This is a genomic window from uncultured Luteimonas sp. (genome assembly GCF_947492465.1).
GTDB lineage: Bacteria > Pseudomonadota > Gammaproteobacteria > Xanthomonadales > Xanthomonadaceae > Luteimonas.
Window position 1 is genome coordinate 472,391 of sequence record NZ_CANLNF010000002.1, and the last position, 22,831, is coordinate 495,221.

A 22,831-nucleotide genomic window follows, 5' to 3' on the forward strand; every position below is an offset into this window, starting at 1 on the left:
CTTCCAAGGAGCACACCATGAGTTTCCTGATCTCGCTGAGCGGCATGAACGCAGCCTCGGCCGACCTCAACATCACCTCCAACAACATCGCCAACGCCAACAGCACCGGCTTCAAGCAGTCGCGCGGCGAGTTCGGCGACGTGTTCGCCGCCACGGCGCACGGCCTGTCCAACAACACCATCGGCGCCGGCGTGCGCCTGCAGCGCGTGGCGCAGCAGTTCGCCCAGGGCAACGTCGACTACACCGGCAAGTCGCTGGACATGGCCCTGACCGGCGAGGGCTTCTTCACCCTGGCCGGCAGCAATGGCGTCTCCTACAGCCGCGCCGGCAACTTCGGCGCCGACCGCGAGGGCTACGTGGTCAATCCCACCGGCCAGCGCCTGCAGGTGTTCCTGCCCAACGCCAGCGGCGACGGTTTCGACACCGGCCGCATGGCCGACCTGCGCCTGGCCACCGGCGATGCGCCGCCGCGCGCGACCAGCGAGGTGTCGCTGGGCCTGAACCTGCCGGGCAATGCCGCCCCGCCGACCGCGGCGCCGTTCGACGCCAACGACCCGGACAGCTACAACCACACCACCTCGGTCACGGTGTACGACTCGCTGGGCGCGCCGCATTCGCAGTCGATGTACTTCGTGCGCACCTCCAACCCGAACGAGTGGCAGGTGCATACCCGCATCGACGGCGTCGACGTGGGCGGCGCGCAGACCCTGGAGTACTCCAACACCGGCGCGCTGATCGCGCCCGCCAACGGCGAGATCACGCTGCCCACGCACACCATCCCCGGCGGCGCCGCGGCGCTGGACCTGACCCTGGACCTGGAGCGCTCGACCCAGTACGGCGACCGTTTCGGCGTCTCGGCGCTGATCCAGGATGGCCATTCGACCGGGCGCCTGAGCAGCATCGAGGTCTCGGCCGAGGGCGTGGTCGCCGCTCGCTACAGCAACGGCGTGTCGACGCCGCTGGGCCAGGTGGCGCTGACCAACTTCGCCAACCCGCAGGGCCTGCAGCCGATCGGCGACAACGCCTGGGCCGAGACCCATGACTCCGGCCTGGCCCGCCGCGGCGCGGCCGGCACCGCCGAGTTCGGCGCGGTCCAGGGCGGCGCGCTGGAAGCCTCCAACGTCAACCTGACCGAGCAGCTGGTGAACATGATCACCGCGCAGCGCAACTTCCAGGCCAACGCACAGATGATCCAGGCCCAGGACGCGCTGACCCAGACGGTCATCAATATCCGCTGACGCGGATGGGATTCGGAATTCGGGATTCGGGATTCGGAACAGCGCTACGACGCGACCGGATCCCACCCGAATCCCCAATCCCCAATCCCGAATCCCGGCTCCCATGGACAAATCCCTCTACATCGCGATGACCGGCGCCAGCGCCACGCTGCGCGGCCAGGCGACGGTCGCGCACAACCTGGCCAACGTCGACACCACCGGTTTCCAGGCCGCGCTGAGCGGTACCGTCGCCGCACCGGTCGAAGGCCCCGGCCTCGCCTCGCGGGTCGCGGTCAGCCAGCGCACGCTGGGCGTGAGCGACGCCGCGGGCGCGCGCACCACCACCGGCAATCCACTCGATGTCGCGCTCGCCCAGGGCCACTGGCTGGCGGTGCAGGACCGCAACGGCGGCGTGGCCTATACCCGCGCCGGCGACCTCCAGCTCAACGCCAACGGCCTGCTGACCACCGCCAGCGGGCTGCAGGTGCTGGACGAAGGCAGCGCGCCGATGGCGCTGCCGCCCAGCGATGCGATCGAGATCGGCGGTGACGGCACCGTCTCGGTGGTGCCGCAGGGCCAGCCGATGGCGACCATGGCCGCGGTCGGCCGCCTGCAGGTGGTCGCCATCGACACCCGCGCGCTGGCCCGCGGCGATGACGGCCTGATGCGTCTGCCGCCCGGCACCGAGCCGCCCCCGCCCGCTGCCGGCAGCGTGCTCGTCGCCGGCGTGCGCGAAGGCAGCAACGTCGATGCGGCCGGAATGCTGGTGTCGATGATCGAGCTGGCGCGCCAGTTCGAGATGCAGGTACGGGTCTTGCAGAGCGGTGATGAAACCGCCCGCAGCGCCAACACCCTGCTGTCCTCGCGCTGATCGCGCCCACCTTCACTGACGGAATTCCGCCATGACCCAGGCTCTATGGATCGCCAAGACCGGCCTCGACGCGCAGCAGACGCGCATGGCGGTCATCTCCAACAACCTCGCCAACACCAACACCACCGGCTTCAAGCGCGACCGCGCCAGCTTCGAGGACCTGCTGTACCAGACCACCCGCCAGCCCGGCGGCGCCACCTCCGAGCAGACCAGCCTGCCCACCGGCCTGCAGGTCGGCACCGGCGTGCGGGTGGCCGCGACGTCCAAGGAGTTCGCCCAGGGCAGCCTCGGCCAGACCGGCGGCGCGCTGGACGTGGCGATCAACGGCCGCGGCTTCTTCGAGGTGCTGCTGCCCGACGGCAGCACCGCCTACACCCGCGACGGCAGCTTCAAGATCAACGCCCAGGCCGAGCTGGTCACCAACTCCGGCTTCCCGGTGCAGCCCGGGCTGCAGCTGCCCGAGGGCGCGCAGTCGATCACCATCGGTGCCGACGGCACGGTCAGCGTGCAGCTGGCCGGCCAGGCCGAGCCGGTGCAGGTCGGCGCGCTGACCATCGCCGACTTCGTCAACCCGGCCGGCCTGCAGGCCAAGGGCGAGAACCTGTTCGTCGAAACCGGTGCCAGCGGCCCGGCGCAGAGCGGCGCGCCTGGCGAGAACGGCACCGGCCTGGTGGTGCAGGGCTCGCTGGAAGGCTCCAACGTCAACGTGGTCGAGGAGCTGGTGTCGATGATCGAAACCCAGCGCGCCTACGAAACCAATGCCAAGGCGATCTCGACCATCGATTCGATGCTCGCCTACCTGAGCAACAAGCTGTGAGCACGCCGATGAAAGCGATCCTCGCCTGCGCCCTCGTCCTGGTCCTGGGCGGCTGCGCCGCCACCCTGGGCGATGCGCGGCCCTTCGCCGCCGCGCCCGGCCCGGCCCGCGGCTACGCGGTGGCGCCGCCCGTCGCCGCCCCGGCGCAAGCCCCGGCGGCCGGCGGTGGCTCGATCTATGCCGCGGCCGGCGGCGGCAACCGCGGCATGTCGCTGTTCCAGGACAACAAGGCGCGCGGCGTCGGCGACCTGCTGACCATCGTGCTGGTCGAGAACACCCGCGCCAGGACCAATGCCCGCACCTCGGTCAGCAAGGAAAGCGGCGTGGACATCGCCGCCCCCACCATCTTCGGCCAGGACATCACCTACAACGGCCGCCCGCTGCTGCAGGCCGGGATCGAGGGTTCGCGCGACTTCGCCGGCGCCGGCGACAGCGCCCAGAGCAACCAGCTGGCCGGCAACATCACCGTCAGCGTCGTCGAGGACCTCGGCAACGGCAACCTGCGCGTGGCCGGCGAGAAGCAGATGCGCCTGAACCAGGGCGACGAGCTGGTGCAGATTCAAGGCCTGGTGCGGGTGGCCGATATCGGTCCCGACAACCGCATCAGCTCCGATCGCGTCGGCGAGGCCCAGATCCTCTACGGCGGGCGCGGCACGCTGGCGCGTTCGAACGCGATGGGCTGGCTGGGCCGGTTCTTCAACTCCGCCGCATTCCCCTACTGAGGCCGCGAACATGCAGACGACGATCGCGACCCGGACGATGCCCGCGCTGGCCTGCCTGCTGGCGGCCCTGCTGTGTGGCGCCGCCGCGCCGGTACAGGCCGAGCGAATCAAGGACCTGGCCCAGGTGGCCGGCGTGCGCGGCAACCCGCTGGTCGGCTACGGCCTGGTGGTGGGCCTGGACGGCAGCGGCGACCGCACCAGCCAGACGTCCTTCACCGTGCAGAGCCTGAAGACCATGCTCGACCAGCTCGGCGTGACCATCCCGCCGGGCGTCAACCCGCAGCTCAAGAACGTGGCGGCCGTGGCGATCCAGGCCGAACTGCCGCCGTTCGCCAAGCCCGGCCAGACCATCGACGTCACCGTGTCCTCGATCGGCAACGCCGGTTCGCTGCGCGGCGGCAGCCTGCTGATGGCGCCGCTCAAGGGCGCCGACGGCCAGGTCTACGCGATCGCCCAGGGCACCCTGGTGGTCAGCGGCTTCGGTGCCTCGGGTCGCGATGGCTCGCGCATCTCCACCAACGCGCCCAACGGCGGCAGCATCCCCAACGGCGCGATCGTCGAGCGCGCGGTGCCGGGTGCGGCGCCGAGCGACGTGGTCACGCTGAACCTGCACGAGTCCGACTTCACCACCGCTTCGCGCATCGTCTCGGCGATCGACGGCGCCTTCGGCCCGGGCCGCGCGCGCGCACTCGACGGCGTCACCATCGAGGTCACGCCCCCGGCCGGCGACCGCGTCGGCTTCCTGGCGCGGCTGGAAACGCTGGACATCACCCCCGGCGCCGCCGCCGCCAAGGTCATCGTCAACGCCCGCACCGGCACCGTGGTGATGGGCGGCGAAGTGTCCGTGCTGCCGGCAGCGGTCTCGCACGGCTCGCTCACCGTCTCGGTCACCGAGAGCGTGCAGGTCAGCCAGCCGGAGGCCTTCGGCCGCGGCGGCACGGTGGTCGCGCCGCAGTCCACGCTGGAGGTCAGCCAGGACGGCGGGCGCATGTTCCTGTTCGAAGGCGGCTCGTCGCTGGAGTCGATCGTGCGCGCGGTCAACGCCGTCGGCGCCGCGCCCGGCGACATCGTCGCGATCCTGGAAGCGCTCAAGCGCGCCGGTGCGCTGCGCGCCGAACTCGAGGTGATATGAGGGTGAAGCCGGGATTCGGGAATGGGGAATCGGGAATCGGCATGGCGCCGGTTCCCGTTGTCGTTTCCGGTCCCCGCAGGCACGGCGCTTGCATCGCCCTCCACATGCAAAGCAACGCTGCCCCAGCCACGCTGCATCCGCTTTTCCGATTCCCCATTCCCGATTCCCGATTCCCGGCCTTCTGATGCGCCTGCCCGCCACCAGCCCGTTCGACCTCAATCCCGCGCAGGCCACGCCGCGCGCGGACATCGAGAAGGCTGCGCGCGAGCTGGAAACGCAGTTCGCGCAGATGCTGATCAAGTCGATGCGCAGCGCGTCGCCCGGTGGCGGCCTGGGCGGCGACACGCGCTACCGCGACATGTACGACCAGCAGCTGGCGCGCGAGCTGGGCAAGGGGCGCGGCCTGGGCCTGGCACCGATGATCATGCGCCAGCTCGAGCGCAGCACGGGCGCCACCACCACCGGCGTCGGCGCTGGCGCCCTGCCGCTGCGGGCGACCGGCGCGCCCGCCGCGGCGATGCCGCTGGCGCCCGCGGCCGCGATGCCGGCGATGCTGCCGCTTGCGCCCACGCGATCGGGCGTGTCGATGCCGGGCATGGACCTGCAGGCCTTCGCCATGCCGGCGCCGGCGCTGCGCCCGCCGGATTTCGACAAGGCCGCGTTCGCCGGAGTCGAAGACGGAACGCTGGACGCGAGTTCGCCGGAAGCCTTCGTGCAGTCGATCTGGCCTCAGGCGCAGAAGGCCGCCGCCGAACTGGGCGTGCCGGCCAAGGCGCTGGTGGCCCAGGCCGCGCTGGAGACCGGCTGGGGCCGGCGCTTCGCCGGCCGCGAGAACACCTCGTCGCTGAACCTGTTCGGGATCAAGGCCACCGGCGGCTGGAAGGGCGAGCGCATGGGCGCGCGCACCCACGAATACGTCGGCGGCAAGCGCGTCGACGAACGCGCCGAATTCCGCGCCTATGGTTCGGTGTCCGAAAGCTTCGCCGACTACACCCGCCTGATCGGCAAGGACCGCTACGCCGCCGCGCGCGGCACCGGCAACGACGTGCACCGCTTCGCCAGCGCGCTGCAGAAGGCCGGCTACGCCACCGACCCGTCCTACGCGGCCAAGATCACCGCCATCGCCAACGGCGCCACGCTCAACCGCGCGCTCGCCGCGATGCCGGCGCGCAACGATGCCGGCGTGCAGTACGCGGCGGCACCGCCGGCCCCGGCCGCCACCACCACGGTCGCGGCGCTCGCCGCCGGCCCCAGGGGATAAGCCATGACCGGCATGCTCAGCTCCGGCACCTCCGCGCTGCTCGCGTTCCAGCGCGCGTTGGGCACCGTCAGTCACAACGTCGCCAACGCCACGACGCCCGGCTACAGCCGGCAGCGGGTCGACCTGGCCGCGCGCCCGAGCCAGGCGGAAGGCAGCAGCTGGGTCGGCCAGGGCGTGCAGGTGGCCGCGCTGCAGCGGCTGGCCGATGGCCTGGTGTTCGCGCGGCAGGTGGACAGCAGCGGCGAGCTGGGGCGGCTGCAGCAGCTGTCTTCGCTGTCGTCGCGGGTCGACAGCCTGATGTCGGACTCGGCCACCTCGCTCGGCGCGCCGTGGTCGGCGTTCTTCGCGGCCACCGAGGGCGTGGTGGCCGAGCCCACCTCGACATCCGCGCGCAGCCAGCTGCTGGCATCGGGCGAACAGCTCGCCTCGCGCTGGCGCTCGATGGACGCGCAGATGGCGACGATCGAGGGAGAGGTCGGCGCGCGCATGCAGGCGCAGGCCGCTGCCGCCAACGCGCTTGCCGGCGAGATCGCAGCGCTCAACGGCCAGATCGCCGCCGCCGGCAGCAGCGCTTCCCCGGACCTGCTGGACCAGCGCGCGCTGCGCGTCGACAAGCTCGTGTCGCTGGTCGGGGGCAGCACGGTCGAGCAGGACGACGGCTCGCTCAACGTGTTCACCCCCGGCGGCCAGGCGATGGTGCTGGGACAGGCCTCGATGGCGCTGTCGACGGTCGTCGACCCCTACCGCCCCGACCGCCTGCAGATCGCGCTGGACAGCCCCGGCGGCCCGATCCAGCTCCCCGCCTCGGCGATCAGCGGCGAGATCGGAGGCCTGGTCGAGTTCCGCGGGCGCGTGCTCGACCCCATGCGCGCCGAACTCGGCCGCCTGGCCGTCGCCTTCGCCGAGGGCTTCAACCAGACCCAGCGCGCCGGCGTGGACTACAACGGCGCGCCCGGCAGCGACATGTTCGCGCTGCCGCCGCCCCGCGTCGACCGCCATGCCGGCAACAGCGGCAGCGCCACGCTCACCGCGGCCATCGGCGACGTCGGCGCGCTCAAGGGCCATGACCTGGTGCTGCGCTTCGAGGCCGGCAGCTGGAGCGCAGCGCGCGCCAATGGCGGCGAACCCGTACCGGTGACCGGCAGCGGCAGCGCCGCCGATCCGCTGGTGGTCGACGGCGTCGAACTGGTGGTCGGCGGCACGCCGGCCAACGGCGACCGCTTCTCGCTGCGTCCCACCTCCGGCGCCGCCGGCGGCCTCGACGTGGTGCTCGACGATCCGCTCGGCATCGCCGCGGCGCGTCCGCTGCAGGCCAGCGCGGACCCGGCCAACCTCGGCGGCGCCAGCGCCGGTGCGTCGCGCATCACCGATCCGGCCGCGTTCGCCGGCTTCGCCGGAGCGAGCGTCGAGTTCATCGATGCCACCCAGTACATGGTCGACGGCGACGGTCCGTTCGCGTGGACGCCGGGCACGCCGGTCAGCGGCGAGGGCTGGTCGCTCGAACTGGCCGGCACGCCCGCCGCCGGCGACCGCTTCGATCTCGTCGCCACGCCGCCGCGTTCGTCCGACAACGGCAATGCACGCGCGCTGGCCGCGGTCGACACCGACGGCATCCTCGACGGCGGCAGCGTCGGCCTGACAGCGGGCCTGGCCCAGCTCACCGGCCGCGCCGGCAGCGAGGCGCGCCACGCCAACCTCAGTCTCGAGGCGCAGGGCGCGATCCACGCGCAGGTCGTCGCCGAACGCGAGTCGGTGTCGGGCGTCAACCTCGACGAGGAAGCCGCCGACCTGCTGCGCTACCAGCAGGCCTACCAGGCCGCCGCGCAGATCATCAAGGCCGCCGACGAGATGTTCCAGACCCTGCTCGGCGCGGTGCGCTGAGGCCGCATGAGGACCCCCGCATGAGACTGTCCACCGCGCAGATCCACAACCAGGGGCTGCAGGGCATGCTGCAGCGCCAGCAGGCCATCTCGAAGACGCAGCAGCAGATGGTCACCGGCAACAAGCTGGTCACCGCCGCCGACGACCCGTCCGCCTTCTCCAACGCACAGCGGCTCGACCACGCGGTCTCGCAGCTGGAGCAGTTCGGCAAGAATGCCGGCCACCTGGAGCGTCGCCTCGGGCTGCAGGAGCACGCGCTGTCGGATGCCGGCGACCACCTCATCCGCGCGCGCGAACTGGTGATCCGGGCCAACACGCCCACGATGTCGAACGAGGACCGCAGGGTCATCGCGGTCGAGATGCGGCAGCTGCGCGCCGAACTGATCTCGATCGGCAACCGCGACGACGGCGCCGGCCGCGCGCTGTTCGCCGGGACCCGCGACGGCGTGGTCCCGTTCGCCGACAACGCCGGCACCGTGAGCTACGCCGGCGACTCGGGGCGCAACGATGTCGACGTCGCGCCCGACCTGGCCGTGGCCGACGCCGACCCGGGCAGCGCGCTGTTCCTGCGCGTGCCGGTCGGCGACGGCATCGTCCGCGGCAGCGCCGACGCCGCCAACACCGGCAGCGGCGTGCTGGCCTCGGCCAGCGTGACCGACCACGGCAGCTGGAATGGCGCCGGCGTCACCGTCGAGTTCATCGACGGCGCGAACTACCGCGTGCTCGACGCGGGTGGCAGCGAGGTCGGCACCGGCACCTGGCAGACCGGCCAGACCATCGGCGCCGGCGGCGTGCAGATGCAGCTCAATGGCGCACCCGCCGCCGGCGACCGCTTCAGCGTCGAGCGCGCCGGCGAGCGCGACATCTTCGCCACCCTCGACGCGCTGGCTTCTGCAATGGAGACTCCAGGCAGCAGTCCGGCGGATAGCGCGCGCCGCACCAACGCACTGACCGCGGGACTGGGCGACCTGGCCACCGCGCAGGAGCACCTGCTCGCCGCGCGCGCCAGCACCGGCGCGCGCCTGTCCACGCTCGACCACGCCGCCGAGAGCCGCAGTGCGACTTCGCTGGCGCTGGAAAGCACGCTGTCGGACCTGCGCGACACCGACTACGCCGAGGCGGCCGGCCGCTTCGCGATGCAGATGACCGCGTTGCAGGCCGCCCAGCAGGTGACCGTGCGCATCCAGGGCATGTCGCTGTTCAACCTGTTGTGAGCCTGCCTTGCCGCGCCTAGCAAGAAAGGCCGGACAAATGCAAAGAATTTCCTAAAGCCCGGCAACCCCCCGCCGTTATCCATTTCAGCAGCGGACAGGACCGGATCACGGCAAGCCCCTGCAACGCCACCCGGCGCGAATCGCCGGACTTCCGAATCCAGGAGACCTACAAATGTCTGTCATCAACACCAACGTGATGTCGCTCAACGCGCAGCGCAACCTGAGCGCCAACAGCGCGGACCTCGGCACCACCATCCAGCGCCTGTCCTCGGGCCTGCGCATCAACAGCGCCAAGGACGACGCCGCCGGCCTCGCCATCTCCGAGCGCTTCACCACCCAGATCCGCGGCATGGACCAGGCCGCCCGCAACGCCAACGACGGCATCTCGCTCGCGCAGACCGCCGAAGGCGCGCTGGGCGAGATCGGCAACAACCTGCAGCGCATCCGCGAGCTGGCCGTGCAGTCGCGCAACGCCACCAACTCCAGCGACGACCGCGCCGCGCTGCAGAAGGAAGTCGACCAGCTGAAGTCGGAGATCGACCGCGTTGCCGACACCACCAACTTCAACGGCACCAAGCTGCTCGACGGCAGCTTCACCTCGCAGTCGTTCCAGGTCGGCGCCAACCAGGGCGAGACGATCGACATCGCCGCTCTTACCGATGCCAACATCGCCTCGCTGGGCAGCTACCAGTCGCTTTCGGTTGACGGTGCCGCGGCAACAGGGTTCACCGCCATCGATGCTGGCGATCTGACGATCAACGGTGTCGATATCGGTGCGGTCGCTGCCGGTACCGATGCTCCCAGCCAGGCCGCTGCATTGTCGACCGCAATCAACCTGCTCTCCTCCAAGACTGGAGTCACGGCCGAAGTGGCAGCCGGCGGGGTCAAGCTGAGCAACATCGACGGCTCCGACATCACTATCGCGTTTGAAGGAGCCAGCGCGACCACGGCCACCACCGGCTTCACCGAAGGCACGTTCAACACCGAATCCGCTACCGGCGTAACGGTTACTGACAACGTCGGCTTCGCTAGCCTGGACATCTCCACCGCCGACGGCGCCGACAAGGCCATGCTCGCAATGGACGCCGCCCTGAAGTCGGTCAACGACGCCCGCGCCGACCTCGGTGCCGTGCAGAACCGCTTCTCCTCGGTCGTGACCAACCTGCAGACCGGCTCGGAGAACCTGTCGGCCGCACGCAGCCGGATCATGGACGCCGACTACGCCAAGGAAACCGCCAACCTGTCGCGTACGCAGATCCTGCAGCAGGCCGGTACCGCCATGCTGGCGCAGGCCAACCAGTCGTCGCAGAGCGTGCTCAGCCTGCTGCGCTGATTCCTGCACCAACGGAGATCCATCTCTCCAGACCGGTCGGGGCTTCGCCCTGGCCGGTTTTTTTTACTCTGGCGATCGCGGACGGAAGATTGCCCGGGATCACCCGCCCGGTCCGGGTCGACCATGGGGGCGACGCTGGTCGCGAAGGGCTTTCGCGCGCAAGCGCGCTCCCACAGGGGTGAGGTGCGCGGTTGATGCGCCGGGCACAGCCACGTTCGCGTCGTCTCCCCGATCGGAATGCGACCCTTCCAACGGCTCCGCATCGCCGACGACGATCCAGTTTCGACAACTAAAGGCCGGCGGCCAGCGGCCGTTACCGGCAACAGGGAAGCGCGCACCGCCCGGTGTCGATTTTCCCGGCGGAACGATTCCTGACGGGGCTTTCCGAAGCGCCCGCTCCCCGCCCACCCGCTCCAGGAGGCAGCAGTGGCATCCCTTTCCAGCCCAGGCGTCGGTTCCGGCCTCGACGTAAGCACGATGGTGACCCAGCTGGTCGCCGCCGAGCGCGCGCCGACCGAGAACCGGATCAGCCGACTCGAGAGCACCACCAAGTCGCAGATCTCCGCCTTCGGCAAGATCAGCAGCGCGCTGTCGGGCTTGCAGGATGTGCTGGCCAAGTTCGCGGGCGACGGCGCCCTGCCCGGGCGCAAGGTCAGCGTATCCGACGACGCGGGCTTTTCCGCGACCGCGAATGCCAAGGCCGCGCTCGGCCGCTACGGCGTCACCGTCGAAACCCTCGCCAGCACCCACAAGCTGCAGTCCGCCGCGCTCGCCTCCGATGCGCAGCTCGGCCACGGCAGCCTCAGCATCAGCGTCGGCGACGGTGACCCGGTGACGGTCGAGATCGCCGAAGGCAAGGGCTCGCTGTCCGACATCCGCGACGCCATCAACAAGCAGGCCGGCAGCCTCGGCGTCAGCGCCACCCTGGTGCGCGGCGACAGCGGCGATGTGCTGGTGCTCGCGTCCACTACCACGGGCAGCGAAGGCCGCCTGACGGTGAGCGCCAGCGGCGGCGATGGCGGCCTGGCCGCGCTCGGCACCAGCGGCGGCACGATGACGGTGGTCGACCCGGGCAACGACGCGCTGGTGGTGGTCGACGGCATCAGCCGCACCAGCAGCAGCAACCGCATCGACGACCTGATCGACGGCCTCACCCTCGACCTGACCAAGGCCAAGCCGGGCGAGTCGTTCGACCTCGAACTCAAGTCCGACCCGAGCACGCTCAAGGCCGGACTGCTGAACTTCGTCAGCGCGTACAACACCGCGCTGTCGCAGCTGCGCACGCAGAGCGCGGCCGGCAGCGAAGGCACGCCGGGCGCGGCACTCAGCGGCGACGCGGCGCCACGCGGGATCACCCAGGCGTTGCGCGGCTTCATCAGCCAGGGCTACGCCGAGCTGGCCGCGCTGGGCCTGGAAACCAAGGTCGACGGCTCGCTGAGCCTCGACGGCGCCACCTTCGACAAGGCCGTGGCCGAAGACCCGGCAGCCTTGCAGCGCCTGCTCGGCGACGAGGGGTCGCTGCGCCAGCCGCTGGCGGGCGCGCTGAAGTCCTGGCTCGGCGACGACGGCATGATCAGCGACCGCACCAGTGCGCTGGAGACCCGCATGGACCGCCTCGAAAGCGATCGCGTCGCGCTCGACCGGCGCATGGACAAGGTCCAGGCCAACTATCTGCGCCAGTTCACCGCGCTCGACGCGATGGTCGCGCAGATGAGCTCGGTCAGCTCCTTCCTCACCCAGCAGCTGGCACGGCTGCCCAATTACTCGCAGAGTTGACGACATGAACGCGCGCACCCTCGCCAACCAGTACCGTCAGACCGGCGTGTCCAGCGCGGCGCTGGAAGCCAGCCCGCACCGGCTGATCGCGCTGATGCTCGCCGGCGCGCGTGAACGCGCGCGCCTGGCCGCCGCCTGCCTGCAGCGCGGCGACCTGCCGCGCAAGTCGCAGGCGATCAGCGATGCCAGCGCCATCATCGGCGGCCTCAACGGTGCGCTGAACATGGAAGCCGGCGGCGAGATTGCCGACGGCCTGCAGGCGCTGTACGACTATGCGCAGCGGCGTCTGCTCACCGCCAACGTCGACAACGATCCGGCGCCCCTGCACGAGGTCGACGACCTGCTCGGCGACATCGAATCGGCCTGGCTGGCGATCGCCCCGCCGGAGGCGGCGTGATCCCGGTGCTGCCCGCCGCCGAGGTCCGCGCCGCGATCGCGGTCGAGGACTGGGACCGGGCGGCCTCGCTGCTGCAGGACCATGGCGAGGCCGTGGCCGCGGCGCTGGCGACGGTCGATTTCGAGCGCACGCCGCGCCAGGCCTGGGTCGAGCTGCTCGACGCCCAGCACGCGCTCACCGAAGAGATCCGGCTGGCCCGCGACGAGGTCATGCGCGCCATCGACAAGCTCGGCCAGGACCAGCGCGGCGCCCGCGCCTGGGCGCAGGCCCTGGCATGACCACGCCCGCGGACGCGGCCCGGCTCCTGTTTGGCGAGACCCTCGCCTGCGAGGAACTGCGCCCGGCCGCCTTCGTGGCCGGATCGGCCCAGTCCGTGCCGGTGCTGGCCGCCAGCGGCGAAGCGCTGCTGCGCGCGCTGGCGGTGGTCGAGGACGGTCCGCGGCCGGAGGAACCCGAGTCGGGCGACCACGCCCTGCCGCGCATCGAAGCCAAGCTCGACCTGCTCACCACGCTGGTGGCCGGCCTGTGCCGGATGGACGAGGATCCGGTGCGATCCCTGCAATGGTCTGCGCGCGGCGCCTGCCTGGTGCTCGAGGCGGCCCCGCCGCCCGGCGGCGCCGGCCTGTTCCGGGTGCGCCCGGCGGACTGGCTGCCCTCGACCCTGATGCTGCCGGCGACCGAGATCGCGCGCGAGCCTGCGCCCGGCGGGACGCGCGTATGGCTGCGTTTCGACGCGGTGCCGGCGGCGCTGGAAGCCGCGCTGGAGCGGCACCTGTTCCGCATCCACCGCAGGGCCGTGGCGGAAAGCCGACGTCCCCGCCAGGACTACTGAGGCCGCGGTCACACATCCGCGCGTCCTGCACACCGCCGTGGCGCGACATCGCTATGGTGGCGGTGGCGAGGCAGGGGGTGCGTTGCGTTGCTGAAAGTCCTGATCTGCGATGACCACACGCTGGTGCGGGCCGGCCTGCGCAGGCTGCTCGATTCGTTCGGCGACATCGAAGTGGTGGCCGAGGCCAGCAGCGCCGACGAAGCGGTGCTTCGCGCCCGCGAATCCCTGCCGCACATCGTGCTGCTCGACCTGTCGATGCCCGGCCGCAGCGGCTTCGACGCCCTCGCCGAACTGCGCCGCACCTGCCCCGAGTGCGCGGTGGTGATCATGTCCATGCACGACGACGCGCTGCACGTGCGCGAGGCGCTGGCGCGCGGGGCGATCGGCTTCGTGGTCAAGGAAGCCGCGCCGGCCGAACTGGAAATCGCGGTGCGCGCGGCCGCCGCCGGGCGCACCTACCTCAGCCCGCAGGTGTCGGCACCGCAATTGCATGGCTACCGCAACGGCACCCGCGGCGAGGGCAACGTCGATGCGCTGCCGCGGCGCCAGCGCGAGATCCTCGATGCGCTGGGCGCCGGCCGCACCACCAAGCAGATCGCCGGCGACCTGGGCATCAGCGTCAAGACCGTGGAAACCCACCGGGCACGGATCATGGAGGCGCTGGGCTGCCGCAACGCCGGCGAGCTGCTGCGCATCGCCATGCGGCTGTACGACCGTCCCTGATCGGGCGGGCAGCTTCCGCCGCATCGCGTCACTTTCCGGTCCGGCCACGTCGGAAACATGACGCGATGTCGGGGAATCCCCCACATCGAGGCAGGAATTCCCCGATCCTGAGCCGGGTTCGCCCCGATTCGGATTCCGTCACGCGACGATCACGATGACCTCCATGGCCGGCGACATGCCGGCGCAGGGAGTCGACGGTGATGAAAGCCAACATGCGCGTCGGAATGAGCCAGGGCGTCAACCTGACGCCGCAGCTGCTGCAGTCGATCCGGCTGCTGCAGCTGACCGCGCCGCAGCTGGAACAGGAACTGCGCCAGGCGCTGGAACGCAACCCGCTGCTGGAGCAGGAAGAAAGCGACGACGAAGCCGCGGACGACACCGCAGCGGACGCCGCCGGACTCGAAGCGGCGGCCTGGGACGAACTGCCCGAGCCCGCCTTCCTGTCCGGCGGCAGCGCCGGCGTCGGCGGCGACGAGGACGGCGTCCTGCGCATCGCCGACGGCGAGTCCAGCGACCCGCGCCTCCGCCTGCTGCGGCTGCTGTCGCTGCACTGGGCGGCCCAGGATCTCCCCGTGGCGGCCTGGTGGCTCGACCACTGCGACGATCGCGGCTACCTGGAGCAGCCGCTCGACGCGCTGCTGGCCGAGGCCCGCGCCGCCTTCCCGGAGCGCGCCGACGAAGTCGGGCTGCTGCGCCTGCGCCTGCTGCACGGCGACTGGCCGGGCATGGCCGCCGCCGATGCCGGCGAATGCCTGTCCGCGCAGCTGCGCGCCCTGCCCGCCGACGCGACCCGTGCCTTGGCCCTGCGCATCCTGGCCGCGCACCTGGACCTGCTGGCCACGCACGACGAAGCCGCCCTCGCCGCCGCCACCGGCGCCGCGCCGGACGCCGTGCGCGCCGCGATGGGGATGATCCTGGGCCTGCGCCCGCATCCGGTGCAGGCGCCGGTGGCCGAAGTCCACGAGCACATCGTCCCGGACGTGGTCGCCTGGCATGCCGGCGGCGCCTGGCGGGTCGCGCTCAACCGCCGCGGCACGCCGCAGCTGCGGATCGCCGCGCACTGCGAACGCGCCCTGGCCGGCAGCCAGCACGCCGCGCTGCGCGGCCTGCTCGACGAGGCGCGCTGGCTGGTGCGCGGCGTGGCCATGCGCAACGACACCCTGCTGCGCACCGCCCAGGTGCTGGTCGAGCGCCAGAGCGGCTTCCTCGACCAGGGCCCGGAAGCGATCCTGCCGCTGACCCTGCGCGAGGTCGCCGACGCGATCGGCGTGCACGAGTCCACCGTCTCGCGCATCGTCAGCGGCAAGTACATCCAGACCCCGCGCGGCACCTTCGAACTCAAGCGCATGTTCGCCGTGCGCCTGGAAGGCGCCGGCATCGCCGGCTCCGCCGTCAAGGCCATGGTCAAGCGCCTGATCGATGCCGAGCCGGCCACCGCACCGCTGGCCGACGACGTGATCGCCGGCCTGCTGGCCCGCCAGGGCGTGCGCATCGCGCGCCGCACCGTGGCCAAGTACCGCGACCAGCTGGCGATCGGGCCGGCCCGGTCGCGCCAGCGCCTGGCGCCCCGCCAGGCCCGACAGGAGTGTGTGTGATGCGCCAGATTTCCGTGCTGCTGGTCGACGACCATGCCGGCTTCATCTCCGCGGCCATGCGCCACTTCCGGCGCCTGCCCTGGCTGGCCGTGGCCGGTACCGCCAGCAACGGCGTGGAGGCCATCGCCCAGTGCGAGGTGCTGCGCCCGGACGTGGTGCTGATGGACCTGGCCATGCCCGAGATGGGCGGCCTGCAGGCCACCCGCCTGATCAAGGCCCAGGACAACCCGCCCTACATCGTCATCGCCAGCCACTTCGACGACGGCGAGCACCGCGAGCACGCGCTGCGCGCGGGCGCCGACGCCTTCGTCAGCAAGCTGGCCTACATCCACGAGGTGCTGCCCCTGCTGGAGAAGCTCGCGGGCGTCGACGGCGCCGGCAACGACACGGAGGCCTCGGCATGAGCGAGTCCCGCATCCTGGTCCTGGATCGCGACGAGGCGCGCGCCGAACGCGTCGCGACCCTGCTCGAGTTCATGGACTTCAACCCGCGCATCGTCGACGACGCCGCCGACATCGACCTGTCGCGCGCGCGCGGCAGCGACTGGGTCGCGATCGTGGTCGGCGACGTCGGCGACGGCGCGGCCTGGCAGGCGTTCGCCACGTGGCTGGCCGCCCAGGCCCTGCACCCGCCGGTGCTGGAACTGCCCGGCCATGCGGCCGACGCCGCCTGGCGCGCCAGCCTGCACCCGCAGGCGGTATGGCCGCTGGCCTACCCGATCCGCCGCGCCCAGCTGCAGGAGGCGCTGCGCCGCGCGAGCCTCAAGCGCATCGACGACGACGCCCGCCGTGAAGTGCCGACGTTCGGCCCGACCGGCCGCAGCGCCAGCGTGCTGCAGCTCAACCGCATGATCGACCAGGTCGCCCCGCACGACACCACCGTGCTGGTGCTGGGCGAGTCCGGCACCGGCAAGGAGGTCGCCGCGCGCGCCCTGCACGCGCGCTCGGCGCGTCGCGACAAGCCGTTCGTGGCGATCAACTGCGGCGCGATCCCGCCCGACCTGCTCGAGAGCGAGCTGTTCGGGCACGAGAAGGGCGCGTTCACCGGCGCGCTGACCCAGCGCAAGGGCCGCTTCGAGATGGCCGAGGGCGGCACCCTGCTGCTCGACGAGATCGGCGACATGAGCCTGCCGATGCAGGTCAAGCTGCTGCGCGTGCTGCAGGAACGCTGCTTCGAGCGCGTCGGCGGCACCACCACCATCAAGTGCGACGTGCGGGTGATCGCCGCGACCCATCGCAACCTCGAGGACCGCATCGCCAACGGCGAGTTCCGCGAGGACCTGTTCTACCGGCTCAACGTGTTCCCGATCGAGATGCCGGCGCTGCGCGAGCGCGGTGAGGACCTGCCCGACCTGGTGGCCGCGATCACCCGCCAGCTGGCCGAGTCCGGCCGCGGCCAGGTGACCCTGGCCTCCGACGCCATCGCCGCGCTGCGCCACTACGCCTGGCCGGGCAACGTGCGCGAGCTGAGCAACCTGCTCGAGCGCCTGGCGGTGCTGCACCCGGGCGGCACCGTGCGCGCGGCCGACCTGCCGGCGCGCTACCGCGCCGCCGCCGCGGCGGTGGGCGAAGTGTTCGATCCACCGGCCGCGTCGGCGACGACGGACGCGCCGGCCGCCGCCGATCCGGCGCAGCTGTCGCCGACCACGACCCTGCCGCCGCAGGGCATCGACCTGCGCGGGCACATGGCCGGCATCGAACTGGAGCTGCTGCGCGCCGCGCTGGAACAGTCCGGCGGCGTGGTCGCGCATGCCGCGCCGCTGCTGGGCCTGCGCCGCACCACCCTGGTGGAGAAGCTGCGCAAGTACGGCATCGACCGCGACCAGGGCGGCGCAGACCGGCAGGCGGCGGGTTTCTGACGCCTCCGTGGCACGGGAATTGCCTGATTCGATGCAGACCGACCTGCAGCCCACGCGATGACCGACGCCATCTCATCGATCCTGTCCCAGATCCGCGCGCACGAGATGCGCGCGGCTCCGCTGCAAGGCGACGTCGCGCCCTCCAACGCGATCGACGTCGGCGGCGCGGGCAAGGCCCGGGTGCCCGGGTTCGCCGAGACCCTGTCCAACACCATCGACAAGGTCAGCGCGACCCAGGCCAACGCCGGCGCCCTGCAGCAGGCCTTCGAACTGGGCGACCCGCGCGCCGACCTCGCCCGGGTGATGATGGCGATGCAGCAGTCGCAGGTCGCGTTCCGGGCCACGGTCGAGGTGCGCAACCGCCTCGTCCAGGCCTACCAGGACGTCATGAACATGCCGATCTAAGCCGGGATTCGGGATTTGGGATTGGGGATTCGCGACATCGCATCCCGCTCCCGATCCGACTCCGGTGAGACACCGCTCCGAATCCCGAATCCCGAATCCCGAATCTCCGACATGAGCGTGATCGCACTTCCCAAGGCCACTGCCAACCTGAACGACCTGGTCCGCATTCCCGCGGTGCGCCAGCTCGGCCTGCTGGCGCTGCTGGCCGTAGCCATCGCGCTGGGGCTGTGGCTGTTCTTCTGGAGCCAGAAGCCGGACTTCGTGCCGGTCCAGGCCGGGCTCGATCCCAAGTCCACCGCCGAGGCCTCCGACCTGCTGCGCAGCGCGCGCATCCCGTTCAAGCTCGATCCGGCCACCGGCGCGCTGGCGGTGCCGCTCGACCAGGTCGGCGAGGCGCGCATGGCGCTGGCCGCGGCCGGGCTGCCGGCATCGCAGGGCAACGGCTTCGAGACCATCCAGGGCGACCAGGGCTTCGGCACCAGCCAGTTCATCGAGAGCGCGCGCTACCAGCATGCGCAGGAGATCGAACTGGCCCGCACCATCGCCAACCTGCGCCCGGTGCGCGAGGCGCGCGTGCACCTGGCGCTGCCCAAGCCCAGCGCATTCACCCGCCAGAAGGACCCGGCCAGCGCCTCGGTGGTGCTGCAGCTGCGCGCCGGCAGCACGCTCGAGCAGGGCCAGGTCAACGCCATCGTGCACCTGGTGGCCTCGAGCATCCCGGGACTGCCGCCGGAAGGCGTGACCGTGGTCGACCAGTTCGGCCGCATGCTCTCCAACGCCGATCCGCAGAGCGACGACGCGATCGGCGCCAAGCAGTTCGAGCAGCAGCGCCGGCAGGAGTCGGTGTACGTGCAGCGCATCGAGGAACTGCTCGAGCCGATGACCGGGCCGGGACGGATCAGCGCCAAGGTCAGCGTGGACATGGACTTCGCCCAGACCGAGGAGGCCAGCGAGCGCTACGGCCCGCAGCCGGCGATGGTGCGTAGCGAACAGATTTCCGAGTCGGGCGTGCTGGGCGCCGACGCCCCGCCCCAGGGCGTGCCCGGCGCCGCCAGCAACACCCCGGAAGCCGCGGCCGCGGCGGCCGCGGAACCCGCGCCGGCCACCGCCACCGCGAACGGCCCGGGCAGCCGCAGCGCGGTGCGCAACTACGAGATCGACCGCACCCTCACCCACACTCGCCAGGCGCCCGGTCGGATCCGCCGCGTCACCGCCGCGGTACTGGTGGACAACGCCGCGCAGGTCGCGGCCGACGGCAAGACCGCGCCCGCCCAGGGGCGGCCGCTGAGCGCCGAGGAGCTGGCCCGCATCGAAACCCTGGTGCAGCAGGCGATCGGCTTCGACGCCGCGCGCGGCGACGTGGTCTCGGTGGTCAACGCACCGTTCGCACGCGGGGCGACCGACGACCCGGTCGAAGGCCCGCCGCTGTGGGAGCACCCGCGCGCCCGTGAATTCGCCCGCCTGGTGTTCGGCGGCCTGGCGGTGCTGCTGCTGATCTTCACCGTGCTGCGTCCGGCCACGCGCCAGCTGCTGGCGCCGCGCACGACCACCGCGACCGTACTGCCTCCGGCCGAGGCCGACGAGGAACTGCCGGTGAGCCTGTCGGCGCCGCAGCCGGCGCAGGTCGCCGCGTCCGGGGGGCCGGCCCCGGCGGTGTCGATGAACCTCGACGACAAGCTCGAGATCGCCCGCACCGCGGTCAGCACCGACCCCAAGCGCGTCGCCCAGGTCGTGCGCGACATGGTGGCCTCCGATGGCTGACCCCACGATGTCGCTGACCGGCGTGCAGCGCGCCGCCATCGTCCTGCTTTCGCTCGGCGAGGCGCAGGCGGCCGAAGTGCTCAAGCACATGGGCGCCAAGGAAGTGCAGAAGCTCGGCGTGGCGATGACCTCGCTGGGCGAAGTCGGCCGCGAGGCGGTGGCGCGCGTGTTCGACGAGTTCATCGACGTGCTGGCCCGCCCCGGCGGGATCGGCAGCGGCGCCGACGACTACGTGCGCGCGGTGCTGACCCAGGCGCTGGGCGAGGACCGCGCCAGCGGCCTGATCGACCGCATCCTGCTGGGCCGCAACACCACCGGCCTGGACACGCTGAAGTGGATGGACCCGCGCGCGATCGCCGAACTTGTGCGCAACGAACATCCGCAGATCATCGCCATCGTCATGGCCCACCTCGACGGCGACCAGGCCGCCGAGGTGCTCAAGTGCCTGCCCGAGCGCGCGCGCGTGGACGTGCTGCTGCGCCTGGCCACGCTCGACGGCATCCCGCCGCACGCGCTCAACGAACTCAACGACGTGATGGCGCGGCAGTTCGCCGGCAGCCAGAACATCAAGTCCTCGTCGGTGGGCGGGGTCAAGGTCGCCGCCAACATCCTCAACTTCATGGACTCCGGACAGGACGAAGTGCTGCTGGGCGCGATCGGCGAGGTCGACAGCGAGCTGGGCACCCGCATCCGCGACCTGATGTTCGTGTTCGACAACCTCGCCGAGCTCGACGACCGCGCGATGCAGGCGGTGCTGCGCGAAATCTCCAGCGAACAGCTGGCGCTGGCGCTGCGCGGCGCCGACAACAAGGTCCGCGAGAAGATCACGGGCAACATGTCGCAGCGCGCAGCCGAGATCCTGGTCGAGGACATGGAGGCGCGCGGCCCGGTGCGCCTGGCCGAGGTGGAAGCGGCGCAGAAGGAGATCCTGGCGGTGGTGCGGCGCATGGCCGACAACGGTGACATCCAGCTCGCGGCCAAGGCCGAGGTGCTGATTTGAACGGCATGGCCGCGCTGTCAGCCGACGATCCGCGCCTGTCCGCCGGCGTGGTGCGCTGGAACGCGCCGGGCCTGGTCGCGTTGCGCCCGGAGCCGGAACCCGAGCCCGAACCGCCCGCGCCGGCCCTGCCAAGCGTGGAGGACCTGCAGGCGCTCGAGCGCGCCGCGCGCGAGGAGGGCTACGCCCGCGGCCACGCCGAGGGCCTGGCCGCCGGACAGGCCGAGGTGCGGCGCATGGTGGCGCAGATCGAAGGCGTGCTCGACGGCTTCACCCGTCCGCTCGCCCGGCTCGACGGCGAGGTCGCCGACGCCCTGGCCGACCTCGCCGTGCGCATCGCCGGCAGCCTGCTCGGGCGCGCCTACCAGATGGACCCGACCCTGCTGGCCGACCTGGTGCGCGAGGCGCTGGAAGCCGTGGGCAGCGACAGCCGCGAGCTGGAACTGCGCCTGCACGGCGACGATTTCGGCGTGCTCGCCCCGCACCTGGCCGGCCTGGACGGCGTGCGCCTGACCATCGACGGCGCGCTCGGCCGCGGCGAGCTGCGCCTGCACAGCGAGAGCGTGCGCATCGACGGCACCATCGCCTCGCGCCTGCAGTCGGTGCTCGAGGCCACCCTGGCCGCCAGCGAGGCCCGCGCATGAGCAGCGTCGCCGCCGCCCACTGGCAGGAGGCGCGCAACCTGCGCCTGGCCGCGCGCCTGCAGGCCGCCGATCCGCATCCGCCCTCGCTGGGCCTGGCCCGCGAGGGCGTGCTGCGCCGCGCGGTCGGCCTCACCCTCGAAGCCTCCGGCTGCAGTGCCCCGCTGGGTTCGCGCTGCAAGGTCGAAACCGCCGGCGGGCGCTGGGTCGATACCGAGGTGGTCGGCTTCGCCGGCGACCGCACCTTCCTGATGCCCACCGCCGACCTGGAGGGCCTGCTGCCGAACGCGCGCGTGGTGCCCTCGCGGCGGCGCGGCGAAGTCGCGGTCGGCGAGGGCCTGCTCGGCCGCGTCATCGACAGCGACGGCGTGCCGCTGGACGGGCGCGGCCCGATCCGCGCCGAGCAGTGGGTGGGCCTGGCGGGCGCGGCAATCAATCCGCTGATGCGCGAACCGATCACGCAGTCGCTGGACGTCGGCGTGCGCGCGATCAACGCCCTGCTGCCGATCGGCCGCGGCCAGCGCATCGGCCTGTTCGCCGGCTCCGGCGTGGGCAAGTCGACCCTGCTGGGGATGATGACCCGCTTCACCGCCGCCGACATCATCGTGGTCGGGCTGATCGGCGAACGCGGCCGCGAAGTGCGCGACTTCGTCGAGAGCACCCTGGGCGAGGAAGGCCTGCGCCGTTCGGTCGTGGTCGCCACACCCGCCGACCGGCCGCCGCTGGCGCGCCTGCACGGGGCGCTGCGCGCCACCGCGATCGCCGAGTACTACCGCGACCAGGGCCTGCACGTGCTGCTGCTGATGGATTCTCTGACCCGCTTCGCGCATGCGCAGCGCGAGATCGGCCTGTCGGTGGGCGAGCCGCCGACCACGCGCGGCTATCCGCCGAGCGTGTTCGCCAAGCTGCCGCAGCTGGTCGAGCGCGCCGGCAACGGCGCCGACGGCCGCGGCTCGATCACCGCGTTCTACACCGTGCTCACCGAGGGCGACGATCAGCAGGAGCCGATCGCCGACGCCGCGCGCGCGATCCTCGACGGCCACATCGTGCTCACCCGCCGCATCGCCGATGCCGGCCAGTACCCTGCGATCGACGTCGAGGTCTCGGTCAGCCGCGTCATGCAGGACATCACCGACGCACCCTGGCGCGAGCGCATCCGCAGGCTCAAGCGGCTGATGGCCGCACACTCGGCGCAGCGCGACCTGATCGCCATCGGCGCCTATCAGCGCGGCAGCGACCCGATGGTGGACGAGGCGGTCGCACGCTGGCCGGCGATCCAGGCCTTCCTCGGCCAGGACGTGGCCGAAGCCGCCGACGTGCAGTCCAGCCGCGACGCGCTCGCCGCGCTGCTCGACGACGGCAGCCCCGCCCATTCCATTCCCACCCAGGAACCCTGAT

The 22,831-nt window shown here is 71.8% G+C and carries 22 protein-coding genes; all 22 read left to right on the forward strand.

Features of this window, described 5'->3' with window-relative positions; all coding sequences use genetic code 11:
- Nucleotides 1-17 precede the first annotated feature (17 nt).
- The 22 genes from flgE (at nt 18) to fliI (ending at nt 22,830) form a co-directional block, all read left to right on the forward strand.
- Nucleotides 18-1,238 (forward strand): flagellar hook protein FlgE, encoded by a 1,221-nt coding sequence (gene flgE / locus Q0863_RS07155; RefSeq protein WP_298576806.1) that lies wholly within the window; start codon nt 18-20, stop codon nt 1,236-1,238.
- Between the two features lie 103 nt (nt 1,239-1,341).
- Nucleotides 1,342-2,088 (forward strand): flagellar basal body rod protein FlgF, encoded by a 747-nt coding sequence (locus Q0863_RS07160; RefSeq protein ID WP_298576807.1) that lies wholly within the window; start codon nt 1,342-1,344, stop codon nt 2,086-2,088.
- A 31-nt stretch (nt 2,089-2,119) separates the two neighbouring features.
- Nucleotides 2,120-2,905 (forward strand): flagellar basal-body rod protein FlgG, encoded by a 786-nt coding sequence (gene flgG / locus Q0863_RS07165; protein ID WP_298576809.1) that lies wholly within the window; start codon nt 2,120-2,122, stop codon nt 2,903-2,905.
- 8 nt (nt 2,906-2,913) lie between these two features.
- Complete coding sequence (flgH, locus tag Q0863_RS07170) at nt 2,914-3,627, forward strand: flagellar basal body L-ring protein FlgH (RefSeq protein ID WP_298576811.1); 714 nt, start codon at nt 2,914-2,916, stop codon at nt 3,625-3,627.
- Between the two features lie 37 nt (nt 3,628-3,664).
- A complete protein-coding gene (locus tag Q0863_RS07175; RefSeq protein ID WP_298577075.1) occupies nt 3,665-4,759 on the forward strand; it encodes a flagellar basal body P-ring protein FlgI in 1,095 nt (364 codons plus the stop codon).
- 184 nt (nt 4,760-4,943) lie between these two features.
- Entirely contained in the window at nt 4,944-6,020 is a 1,077-nt protein-coding gene (flgJ, locus tag Q0863_RS07180; protein WP_298576812.1) for a flagellar assembly peptidoglycan hydrolase FlgJ, read from the forward strand.
- Between the two features lie 3 nt (nt 6,021-6,023).
- Complete coding sequence (gene flgK / locus Q0863_RS07185) at nt 6,024-7,901, forward strand: flagellar hook-associated protein FlgK (protein WP_298576814.1); 1,878 nt, start codon at nt 6,024-6,026, stop codon at nt 7,899-7,901.
- Nucleotides 7,902-7,921: 20 nt separating this feature from the next.
- On the forward strand, nt 7,922-9,115 hold the full coding sequence (gene flgL / locus Q0863_RS07190) for a flagellar hook-associated protein FlgL (protein ID WP_298576815.1): 1,194 nt from the start codon (nt 7,922-7,924) through the stop codon (nt 9,113-9,115).
- 172 nt (nt 9,116-9,287) lie between these two features.
- Nucleotides 9,288-10,448: a flagellin gene (locus tag Q0863_RS07195; protein ID WP_298576817.1), complete on the forward strand. Its 1,161-nt coding sequence runs from the start codon at nt 9,288-9,290 to the stop codon at nt 10,446-10,448.
- Between the two features lie 426 nt (nt 10,449-10,874).
- The gene (gene fliD / locus Q0863_RS07200; RefSeq protein WP_298576818.1) at nt 10,875-12,224 is read left to right on the forward strand and encodes a flagellar filament capping protein FliD; all 1,350 of its coding nucleotides are present in this window, start codon (nt 10,875-10,877) and stop codon (nt 12,222-12,224) included.
- Between the two features lie 4 nt (nt 12,225-12,228).
- Nucleotides 12,229-12,621, forward strand: coding sequence for a flagellar export chaperone FliS (fliS, locus tag Q0863_RS07205; protein ID WP_298576820.1), 393 nt, complete (start codon nt 12,229-12,231; stop codon nt 12,619-12,621).
- Entirely contained in the window at nt 12,618-12,899 is a 282-nt protein-coding gene (locus Q0863_RS07210; RefSeq protein ID WP_298576821.1) for a hypothetical protein, read from the forward strand. Before fliS ends, Q0863_RS07210 begins: the two co-directional genes overlap by 4 nt.
- Entirely contained in the window at nt 12,896-13,453 is a 558-nt protein-coding gene (locus Q0863_RS07215) for a PilZ domain-containing protein (RefSeq protein WP_298576823.1), read from the forward strand. The genes Q0863_RS07210 and Q0863_RS07215 overlap by 4 nt, the downstream gene beginning before the upstream one ends.
- Nucleotides 13,454-13,543: 90 nt before the next feature.
- The gene (locus Q0863_RS07220) at nt 13,544-14,176 is read left to right on the forward strand and encodes a response regulator transcription factor (RefSeq protein WP_298577077.1); all 633 of its coding nucleotides are present in this window, start codon (nt 13,544-13,546) and stop codon (nt 14,174-14,176) included.
- Between the two features lie 200 nt (nt 14,177-14,376).
- Entirely contained in the window at nt 14,377-15,771 is a 1,395-nt protein-coding gene (gene rpoN, locus Q0863_RS07225) for an RNA polymerase factor sigma-54 (protein ID WP_298576824.1), read from the forward strand.
- Nucleotides 15,771-16,175, forward strand: a complete 405-nt coding sequence (locus Q0863_RS07230; RefSeq protein ID WP_298576826.1) for a response regulator transcription factor — start codon at nt 15,771-15,773, stop codon at nt 16,173-16,175. Before rpoN ends, Q0863_RS07230 begins: the two co-directional genes overlap by 1 nt.
- On the forward strand, nt 16,172-17,629 hold the full coding sequence (locus Q0863_RS07235; protein WP_298576827.1) for a sigma-54 dependent transcriptional regulator: 1,458 nt from the start codon (nt 16,172-16,174) through the stop codon (nt 17,627-17,629). The genes Q0863_RS07230 and Q0863_RS07235 overlap by 4 nt, the downstream gene beginning before the upstream one ends.
- Before the next feature lie 57 nt (nt 17,630-17,686).
- Nucleotides 17,687-18,034, forward strand: a complete 348-nt coding sequence (gene fliE, locus Q0863_RS07240) for a flagellar hook-basal body complex protein FliE (RefSeq protein WP_298576828.1) — start codon at nt 17,687-17,689, stop codon at nt 18,032-18,034.
- A 111-nt stretch (nt 18,035-18,145) separates the two neighbouring features.
- Nucleotides 18,146-19,795, forward strand: a complete 1,650-nt coding sequence (gene fliF / locus Q0863_RS07245) for a flagellar basal-body MS-ring/collar protein FliF (RefSeq protein ID WP_298576830.1) — start codon at nt 18,146-18,148, stop codon at nt 19,793-19,795.
- A 13-nt stretch (nt 19,796-19,808) separates the two neighbouring features.
- Nucleotides 19,809-20,795, forward strand: a complete 987-nt coding sequence (gene fliG / locus Q0863_RS07250; RefSeq protein ID WP_298577078.1) for a flagellar motor switch protein FliG — start codon at nt 19,809-19,811, stop codon at nt 20,793-20,795.
- Between the two features lie 5 nt (nt 20,796-20,800).
- Nucleotides 20,801-21,436 carry a FliH/SctL family protein gene (locus Q0863_RS07255; protein ID WP_298576831.1) on the forward strand — a complete coding sequence of 212 codons (636 nt, stop codon included), beginning with the start codon at nt 20,801-20,803 and terminating at the stop codon, nt 21,434-21,436.
- On the forward strand, nt 21,433-22,830 hold the full coding sequence (gene fliI / locus Q0863_RS07260) for a flagellar protein export ATPase FliI (protein WP_298576833.1): 1,398 nt from the start codon (nt 21,433-21,435) through the stop codon (nt 22,828-22,830). The genes Q0863_RS07255 and fliI overlap by 4 nt, the downstream gene beginning before the upstream one ends.
- The last annotated feature ends 1 nt before the right edge of the window (nt 22,831 follow it).

What these genes read in the sequence shown, in the direction of transcription:
- flgE (WP_298576806.1), top strand. Translation starts at nt 18, where the DNA reads ATGAGTTTCCTGATCTCGCTGAGCGGCATGAACGCAGCCTCGGCCGAC.
- Q0863_RS07160 (WP_298576807.1), top strand. Translation starts at nt 1,342, where the DNA reads ATGGACAAATCCCTCTACATCGCGATGACCGGCGCCAGCGCCACGCTG.
- flgG (WP_298576809.1), top strand. Translation starts at nt 2,120, where the DNA reads ATGACCCAGGCTCTATGGATCGCCAAGACCGGCCTCGACGCGCAGCAG.
- flgH (WP_298576811.1), top strand. Translation starts at nt 2,914, where the DNA reads ATGAAAGCGATCCTCGCCTGCGCCCTCGTCCTGGTCCTGGGCGGCTGC.
- Q0863_RS07175 (WP_298577075.1), top strand. Translation starts at nt 3,665, where the DNA reads ATGCCCGCGCTGGCCTGCCTGCTGGCGGCCCTGCTGTGTGGCGCCGCC.
- flgJ (WP_298576812.1), top strand. Translation starts at nt 4,944, where the DNA reads ATGCGCCTGCCCGCCACCAGCCCGTTCGACCTCAATCCCGCGCAGGCC.
- flgK (WP_298576814.1), top strand. Translation starts at nt 6,024, where the DNA reads ATGACCGGCATGCTCAGCTCCGGCACCTCCGCGCTGCTCGCGTTCCAG.
- flgL (WP_298576815.1), top strand. Translation starts at nt 7,922, where the DNA reads ATGAGACTGTCCACCGCGCAGATCCACAACCAGGGGCTGCAGGGCATG.
- Q0863_RS07195 (WP_298576817.1), top strand. Translation starts at nt 9,288, where the DNA reads ATGTCTGTCATCAACACCAACGTGATGTCGCTCAACGCGCAGCGCAAC.
- fliS (WP_298576820.1), top strand. Translation starts at nt 12,229, where the DNA reads ATGAACGCGCGCACCCTCGCCAACCAGTACCGTCAGACCGGCGTGTCC.
- Q0863_RS07215 (WP_298576823.1), top strand. Translation starts at nt 12,896, where the DNA reads ATGACCACGCCCGCGGACGCGGCCCGGCTCCTGTTTGGCGAGACCCTC.
- rpoN (WP_298576824.1), top strand. Translation starts at nt 14,377, where the DNA reads ATGAAAGCCAACATGCGCGTCGGAATGAGCCAGGGCGTCAACCTGACG.
- Q0863_RS07230 (WP_298576826.1), top strand. Translation starts at nt 15,771, where the DNA reads ATGCGCCAGATTTCCGTGCTGCTGGTCGACGACCATGCCGGCTTCATC.
- Q0863_RS07235 (WP_298576827.1), top strand. Translation starts at nt 16,172, where the DNA reads ATGAGCGAGTCCCGCATCCTGGTCCTGGATCGCGACGAGGCGCGCGCC.
- fliE (WP_298576828.1), top strand. Translation starts at nt 17,687, where the DNA reads ATGACCGACGCCATCTCATCGATCCTGTCCCAGATCCGCGCGCACGAG.
- fliF (WP_298576830.1), top strand. Translation starts at nt 18,146, where the DNA reads ATGAGCGTGATCGCACTTCCCAAGGCCACTGCCAACCTGAACGACCTG.
- Q0863_RS07255 (WP_298576831.1), top strand. Translation starts at nt 20,801, where the DNA reads ATGGCCGCGCTGTCAGCCGACGATCCGCGCCTGTCCGCCGGCGTGGTG.
- fliI (WP_298576833.1), top strand. Translation starts at nt 21,433, where the DNA reads ATGAGCAGCGTCGCCGCCGCCCACTGGCAGGAGGCGCGCAACCTGCGC.